Source organism: uncultured Campylobacter sp. (genome assembly GCF_963517995.1).
GTDB lineage: Bacteria > Campylobacterota > Campylobacteria > Campylobacterales > Campylobacteraceae > Campylobacter_A.
The window spans coordinates 1-7,784 of the sequence record NZ_CAUQHQ010000106.1 but is presented as its reverse complement, the minus strand read 5'-3'; the positions used below and the strand labels follow the sequence as shown (position 1 = coordinate 7,784).

The following is a 7,784-nucleotide window of genomic DNA, read 5'->3' as shown; positions in this document are numbered from 1 at the left end:
CTTATCACGACGGTAAAACAGCTCTATAAAAGCGTAGAGGAGCTAGAAAACACGGCAAATTTCATAAACTCGCGGCTAAAAACTCCGCTTGAAATCGTGCGCACGACGACTTTCGTAGGCGGCGGCACTATGCCAAACAAACGCATACCTAGCCTCGCGCTAGCCGTCAAAGGAAACGCGAACGAAAACGAGGCTAAATTTAGGAAAAATCTCGTGATCGGGCGCATCGAGGAGGGCAAGTTTTTGCTCGATCTTCGCAGCGTGCTGGACGCGGACGTGCAAAATTTGATAGAAAAAATCAACGAAACGGATAAAAAATGAGCTTAATAATAGGAACGGCCGGGCACATCGACCACGGCAAAACGGCGCTGATAAAGGAACTAAACGGCTTTGAGGGTGACAGGCTAGAAGAGGAGCAAAAGCGCGGGATCACGATCGATCTTAGCTTTTCAAATTTGAGCAAAAACGGCGAAAATATCGCATTTATCGACGTGCCGGGACATGAAAATTTGATCAAAACGATGATCAGCGGCGCGTACGGATTTGACGCGTGCCTATTCGTCGTGGCGGCAAACGACGGGCTGATGCCGCAGTCTTTGGAGCATTTGGAGGTTTTAAATATCCTTGGCGTTCGTTCGCTCGTCGTGGCTCTTACCAAGTGCGACTTGGCTACTCCAGGGCTGATCGAACAACGAAAAAACGAAATTTACGGCGCCGCGCAAAACTACAAAAATCTGCAAATTTTAGAGATTTTCCCGGTTAGCATTAAAGATAGCGCGAGTATCGACGAGCTGCGAAATTATCTTTTCACGCTAAAGGCGGCTAATCGCGAGCAAGAGGGCGTTTTTAGATATTACATCGACCGCGTTTTTAGCCTAAAAGGTATCGGAAACGTAGTCACGGGTACCGTGATAGAGGGCAGCGTGAGCAAAAACGAGAAGCTGTTTAACTATAACGCGGGCAAAGAAGCGCAGGTGCGAAGCGTGCAAAGCCACGATAAATTCGTCGACCGCGCTGGAGTTAGCAGCCGTGTGGCGCTAAATTTGACGGGTATCGAGCTAAGTGATCTAAAAAAAGGCCAGTTGCTTAGTAAAAAGGGCTTTTTTAGGGGATTTCGCGAGATAGACGCGATCGTTTTCGCTCGCGAGCTAACGCACGGGCAGAATGTGACGTTTTGCGTCGGCGCAAAGGCCGCGCCGGCAAAAGCGCTCGTTCTTAGCGAAAAAGAGGGCGGGATATTTGCGACGTTTAAATTTGAGCGGGATATGTTTTTAAAATTCGACGAGCCGTTCGTACTCATCGCAAACGGTCGCGTCATAGGCGGCGGCAGGGTGCTAAACGCCGTGAGCGAACCGATGAAAAAATCAAGCAAAATTTCTTTTTTAAACGCGTTGCTTAAGAAGGATTTCGTAAGCGCCTTTGCGATGCTAAAAGATACGCATAAAAACGGCTTTGGCATCATCTCGGCCTATCAGCGCTTCGGGCTAAATCACGAGGAGGCCGTAGCGATAGCAAAACAAACGCCAAACGTATTCGTCGATGAAAAAGCGCTAAATATCTACGATCTAAGCGCGGTCGATCGGATAAAAAGCACGGTCAAATTTATGATAGAAAAGAACGAATTTGCGGTATTTTCGGCTACTAGCATCAGCCTAAAGCTCTCATGGGCTAGCGAAAGCATCGCTCAAAAGGCGCTTGACGAGCTAGAAAGCGCGGGCGCGATAACCAAAAACGACGGCGTCTATACCAAAACGGGCGTTGATATGAGTAAGCTAAAAATCAGGCTTGAAGAGAAAATTTACGAGATTTTGCAAAGCGGAAATTTAGCTCCCCTGGCGCCTTATAACATCTACGACGAGCTTGAGATAGACCGAGTTAGCGGCGATAACGCGCTAAAAAAGCTAACGGGCATCGGACGCGTGGTGAGGCTAGCGCATAATCTTTTCGTAACGTCAAAAGCCCTAAACGAGGCGCTTGCCAAGCTAAAAGCCGTCATCGCCGCACAGGGATTCGTAAACGTAACGAACGCGAAAGAGGCGTTAAATTTGAGCAGAAAATACATAATCGCCTACCTCGAACAACTCGATCTAGACCCAAATATCGTAAAAAACGGTACCGACCGAGTTTTAAAAGCGTGATTTTTTATCTATTTAAAAAAAGCAAATATAATCCGCGCAAATTTTTAAAAAAGGAATGAAATGAAAAAAATAGTATTATCGCTGACGACGGCCTGCGCGATGTTTGCCGCTACCGACGCGCAAGTGGTCGATTTTTACTCTCAGATGCTCGGCGAAGGCGTAAAGGTGTCCGTAACCGGTCGCAAACCCGCAGTTGGCGGCATAGAAGCGATCACGGTAAATTTAAGCAACGGCCAAGTCAGCCAAGACGAGGTTATCTTTGCTAAAGACGACTTGCTTTTTCCGGACATTATAGATTTAAAAGAGCATAAATCGCATCTGCAAGATATGAAAAATGAAATAGCGACGAAAAATATCTCAAAAGCCTATAAGAATGAGAAAAAAGAAAACATCATCACGCTGGGAAGCGACAAAAATAAACCTACTATCGTGATGTTTTCAGATCCTGAATGCCCGTACTGCCGAGCCGAGCTAGATAGAATAGAAGCAACGCTAAAAGAAAGTAACGTAAACGTGATTTTAACTCCGGTCCACGACATTTCGTCTTTGCAAAAGAGCTTTTTGATATATAAAGACGTTGCAAGCGCAAAAACCGATAGCGACAAAATCCAAATTTTACGAAAGTATTATGCAAGCGATTATACCGTAGCAGACGGAGCCGTTAGCGAAGAAAACGTAAAAACTATGGATGAGCTACGTAAAAAATATGCTGCCGCAGGCGTTCGCTCAGTGCCTTATATAGTAAATTTAAGCGATTTACAAAAATAATCTTTAACGAAAATTTGAGCCAAATTTGCTAAATTTGGCTCAAAACCTCTGGAAATTGATAAAATATACGTTTATAACTTGATACGTAGTATCGAAGTTTAAGCTAAATTTTAGGTTTTCTTAATTATTTATTAAGCTTCTTAATTAATCTAATATTTTTACTTCGTTTATTCTCAAAATATGCTAAATTTGCACAGTGATATTTTAAAATATGCAAGTATCCTAAAATATGCGTCTGTAAGGCGCATTACGTCCAGGAAATATGCAAAATTTGAACAATATCTTTCTAAAAACGTCTCAAAATTTCAAATTTGAGATAAAAAGGAGAAAACATGCAAGGATCAAGACGAGATTTCCTCAAAAAATCTCTGAAGGTCGGCGCGGTAGGCGGAACTATGTTAGCCGCCGCAGCTATCGCAAAGCCGACTAGCGACGAGCTTGCTCCCGACGACAACGGCGTAGTCGTGGGTAAGTCGAACAAAAAAGAGGTGCTTTACAGAAAAAGCAAAGAGTGGGAATACTACTATAAGATCGCTTACTAAGGGAGAAAACCATGAGTGATGCACGTATAGCAAGACGCTCGTTTTTAAAGCTTGCCGCTCTTGGTGCCGGTAGCACGATGGCATTTGGCGAAAACGAGACGTTTAGAAAAGCAACTAACGAGGAAATACAAAATCCTTTTGAAGGCTCAAAAAAAGTTAGAACTATTTGTTCTATCTGTTCTGCAGGATGTGGCATCGAAGCCGAGGTAAAAGACGGCGTATGGGTTCGCCAAGATATGGCGATGTTTCACCCGATCTCTCAAGGCAGTCACTGCTCAAAAGGTATCGATCAAATCGACTTAACCAAGAGCAAACAGCGCATAAAATACCCGATGAAAAAAGTAAACGGCAAATGGGAGAGAATAAGCTGGGAGCAAGCCGTAAACGAAATCGGCGATAAAATGCTACAAATCCGCAAAGAAGACGGTCCTGATAGCGTAGTTTTCCTAGGTTCAGCCAAATTTAACAACGAGCAGAGCTATTATTTCCGTAAATTTGCCGCATTTTGGGGTACAAACAGCAACGATCACGTAGCACGCATTTGACATAGCGCAACAGTCGCCGGTGTGGCGAATACTTGGGGTTACGGCGCTATGACTAACCACTGCGGAGATATGGCTGCAAACTCGAAAGCCATCTTTATGATAGGCGCAAATTCGGCCGTCGCAAATCCGGTCGGCGGTATGAAGCATGCCCTTCAGGCTAAAGATAGAAATAACGCAAAGCTAATCGTTGCAGATCCGAATTTTACGAAATCTGCGGCAAAAGCAGACCTTTATCTAAGACATCGTTCTGGAACGGACGTGGCGTTAATCTACGGATTAATCCACATAATTCTTAAAAACGGCTGGGAAGATAAAGAATTTTTAGAAAATAGAACTTACGGTATCGAGGAAATTAGAAAAGAGGCCGAGCACTGGACGCCTGAGGTAACTTCGGACGTTACGGGCGTACCTGTAGATAGACTAATGCAAGCCGCGCACATAATGGCTCACAATAAACCGGGAACGGTTATCTGGGCGCTAGGTATCACTCAGCACTCCGTAGGTACGTCAAATACGAGAATCTTGCCTATCATGCAGTTAATTTTAGGCAATATGGGTAAACCGGGCGGCGGCTGTAATATCTTGCGCGGTCACGATAACGTCCAAGGCTCTACCGATATGTGTAATCTTTCAGATAGCTTGCCGATGTATTACGGCTTAGCCGATGCGGCATGGAAATACTACTGCAAAGGTTGGGGCGTTGATTACGACGAATTTATCAAAAGATTTGCGGTTTCTACGAAAGAGCCTAAACAAGGCGGCGCTCCGGTAAAAAATACCGTATTTGAAGAGTATTTTTATCACGATCCGCAAAATCCGGAGGATAGAAACTGGCGTAACGAAAAGGGCTGGTCGCTATCAAAATGGTGGCAAGGCGTCTTAAAAGAGGAAAAAACATATACTAGCGGTAAGCTTCGCGTCCTTTGGGTACAAGGAACAGGTCTAACTTCTATGGCGCACTTAACTAAAATTCAACAAGCCGTAGATAAGCTTGACTTGCTAGTCGTAGCTGAGCCTTTCGTCAACGAAGTCGCGATTTTAAGCGATAGAAAAGACGGAATTTATATCTTGCCGGTCGCTACCGCGTTTGAAAACGAGGGACACTTAAGCTCTACGAATCGCTCCGGCCAGTGGAGAACTAAGGTGGTAGATCCACTTTACGAGAGTAAGCCCGATCAAGAGGTTATGTTTGCATTCGCTAAAAAATTCGGCTTTTACGACGAATACGTCCGCGGCATGAAGATGGGCATCGTGGACCGCGAGATAAAGCAGGTAAAAGACGACTTCGTATGGCCTGACGACGCGACAAACGAAATCGCTCGCATAGGAAGCTCTATCGGATACGGCGGTAGAACGGCGGAGATGTTTAGAAGGCATCAGGCTAACTGGCAAAATTTCGATCCCGATACGCTAATGGGTATCGGCGGAGAAGTAAAAGGCGAGTACTACGGTAAACCTTGGCCGGCATGGGATACTAAACACCCTGGCACGCCGATACTTTACGACATGAGTAAGCCTTATACCGAGGGCGGCAGCGGATTTAGAAATCGCTTCGGCTTAGAGCATAACGGCGTTAGCCAGCTAGCTAGCGAGGATGCAACCTTGGTCGGCTCGCAGGTAATAGGCGGCTATCCGCAAATAACCAAAGAAAATATCGAAAAAGTACTAGGCATCACTCTAACGGAAGAAGAAAAAGCAAAAATGGGCGCTAGCTGGAGTATGGACTATAGCGGACTTATCTTAGAAAAATGCCGTGAAAAGGGCGTAGTGCCTTACGGTAACGCAAGAGCTAGAATGATCGTTTGGGAATTCCTAGATCCGATCCCTAAACATAGAGAGCCTATCCACTCTCCGCGCTGGGATCTCGTTCAAAAGTATCCGACTTTCGACGATCAGGCTAGAAATTTCCGCGTAGAGACTAAATTTAAAACCGAGCAGCAGGCAAAAGACTGGAGCAAGGATTTTCCTATCGTGTTTAGTACGCAGCGCGTAGTAAATTTAAGCGGTGCCGGAATGATAGAGCGAACCAGTAAATATCTAGCAGCGATAACGCCTGAGATGTTTGCTAACGTTCACCCTGAGCTTGCCTTAAAATACGGCATCCAAGATCGCGATATGATGTGGATACACTCGCCTCAAGGTACTAAGATCAAAGTCCGTTGCTACCACAGCTATATGGTAACTCCGGATAGAATTTGCATGCCGTATAACTTCGCCGGAGTCATGCAGGGCGTTAGCTTGGAGGACCGCTATCCTGAAGGCACCAAGCCTTATACTATCGGCGAGAGCTTTAATACCGTAACCAACTACGGCTTTGACCCGGTAACTCAAATTTCAGAGTTTAACGCCGGTCTATGTAGGATAGAAAAAGCAGACGGAGAGGGCTTTAGAACCTTCTTCCATGAATACGGCGAAAACAATGCGCAAGGTAAAGAGGGAGCATAAAGATGGCAAGAATGAAATTTTTCGTAGATACGAACAGATGTATCAGTTGCTTTGGATGTCAGGTAGCTTGTTCCTCTGCGCATGAGCTTCCTGTGGGGCTATATCGCCGCAAGGTTATCACGCTTTTTGACGGTATAGAGGGCAAGGAAGTATCGACTACAATAGCCTGCCAACACTGCACCGACGCTCCTTGCGAGCAGGTGTGCCCGGTGGATTGTTTTTACATCAGAGCCGACGGTATCGTGCTTCACGATAAAAACAAATGCATAGGCTGCGGATACTGCCTATACGCATGTCCGTTTGGCGCGCCGCAGTTTCCTAGAGACGGGGCGTTTGGCGTCAAAGGCTCTATGGATAAGTGCACTATGTGCGCCGGAGGACCGGAGGAGACGAACTCCCACGAGGAGCGAGAGCTATACGGACAAAACAGAATGTCTGAGGGCAAAGTGCCGATGTGCGCCGCCGTTTGCGCTACGAACGCTTTACTTGTGGGCGACGCAGCCGAAGTTTCAAACGTATTTCGCAAGCGCGTTATGCTAAGACAAGCCGTCGCAATGCCGTAATAAATTTAGGAGCGATTCCGCTCCTAAATCTCTTTTCTATAATTATCTCAAATTTCTAAAATCTAAGCATATTTCTATCCGCTAAAATCAAAATTTAAAGAGACTTGATAATCAAAAAAAGAGCTTGTTGATACTATGGGTACTTGATAGCCGTTTTTATTTTCGCTAAAGCTTTGAAATGGTAAAATAAGGGATTAAAACCTATTTTATTGGAGTTTTTATGAGTAAATTTTTGAAATTTATACTTGCTTTGTTTATCCCCTTTATGCTAAATGCGCAGGACGCCGACTACGGTCCTGAGATACAGAGCATAAAAGATTCATTCGTAAGTATCATGCAACAGTATAAAGAGGGCAAGATCGATGAGGCAAAAACCACCACACAAAATGCGTATTTCGGGCATTTCGAAAATATCGAAGCCGCGATTAGGGTAAATTTGGGACAGAAAAAAGCTTACTCGATGGAGTCTAAATTCGGTAAGATCCGTAAAGCCATCATCGCTAAAAAACCGGTAGAAGAGATACAAGCGATAATGGACGAGCTAAACAAAGAGATGGATGAGGTTTTGCCCGTCATAAATGCCGGTCACAAGCTAGTGGGCGAGTACTCTGATCCTAAAAATGCAGACGCCGCGCAGACAGCCAAGACTACCGAGGCTAGCCAAACTACGGCACAGCCCGCAAGTAGCGCCGCTATCGAGCCGCACTGGCAAGTGGTTTATAACGACATAAAAACAGCCCTTAGCGCTGCCGCAGCAGCCTACGAAAAGGGGGACAAAGACGC

The 7,784-nt window shown here is 45.3% G+C and carries 5 protein-coding genes and 3 pseudogenes; all 8 read left to right on the top strand.

Annotated elements, in window-relative coordinates:
- A pseudogene (locus RYL88_RS09880) lies at positions 1-321 on the top strand (L-seryl-tRNA(Sec) selenium transferase); the annotation flags it as partial.
- A complete protein-coding gene (gene selB / locus RYL88_RS09875; RefSeq protein WP_314990957.1) occupies positions 318-2,138 on the top strand; it encodes a selenocysteine-specific translation elongation factor in 1,821 nt (606 codons plus the stop codon). The pseudogene RYL88_RS09880 and the gene selB, both read left to right, overlap by 4 nt.
- 60 nt (positions 2,139-2,198) lie before the next feature.
- Entirely contained in the window at positions 2,199-2,906 is a 708-nt protein-coding gene (locus RYL88_RS09870; protein WP_314990955.1) for a thioredoxin fold domain-containing protein, read from the top strand.
- 332 nt (positions 2,907-3,238) lie between these two features.
- Positions 3,239-3,448: a twin-arginine translocation signal domain-containing protein gene (locus RYL88_RS09865; RefSeq protein ID WP_297969621.1), complete on the top strand. Its 210-nt coding sequence runs from the start codon at positions 3,239-3,241 to the stop codon at positions 3,446-3,448.
- Positions 3,449-3,459: 11 nt separating this feature from the next.
- A pseudogene (locus RYL88_RS09860) lies at positions 3,460-3,720 on the top strand (hypothetical protein); the annotation flags it as partial.
- Positions 3,703-6,438, top strand: coding sequence for a formate dehydrogenase subunit alpha (locus RYL88_RS09855; RefSeq protein ID WP_314990958.1), 2,736 nt, complete (start codon positions 3,703-3,705; stop codon positions 6,436-6,438). The pseudogene RYL88_RS09860 and the gene RYL88_RS09855, both read left to right, overlap by 18 nt.
- 2 nt (positions 6,439-6,440) lie before the next feature.
- Complete coding sequence (gene fdh3B, locus RYL88_RS09850; RefSeq protein ID WP_314990953.1) at positions 6,441-7,001, top strand: formate dehydrogenase FDH3 subunit beta; 561 nt, start codon at positions 6,441-6,443, stop codon at positions 6,999-7,001.
- A gap of 220 nt (positions 7,002-7,221) precedes the next feature.
- Positions 7,222-7,784 (top strand): annotated as a pseudogene (locus RYL88_RS09845) (FTR1 family iron permease); the annotation flags it as partial.

Coding starts and splice junctions, on each gene's coding strand:
- selB (WP_314990957.1), top strand. CDS start 318: ATGAGCTTAATAATAGGAACGGCCGGGCACATCGACCACGGCAAAACG.
- RYL88_RS09870 (WP_314990955.1), top strand. CDS start 2,199: ATGAAAAAAATAGTATTATCGCTGACGACGGCCTGCGCGATGTTTGCC.
- RYL88_RS09865 (WP_297969621.1), top strand. CDS start 3,239: ATGCAAGGATCAAGACGAGATTTCCTCAAAAAATCTCTGAAGGTCGGC.
- fdh3B (WP_314990953.1), top strand. CDS start 6,441: ATGGCAAGAATGAAATTTTTCGTAGATACGAACAGATGTATCAGTTGC.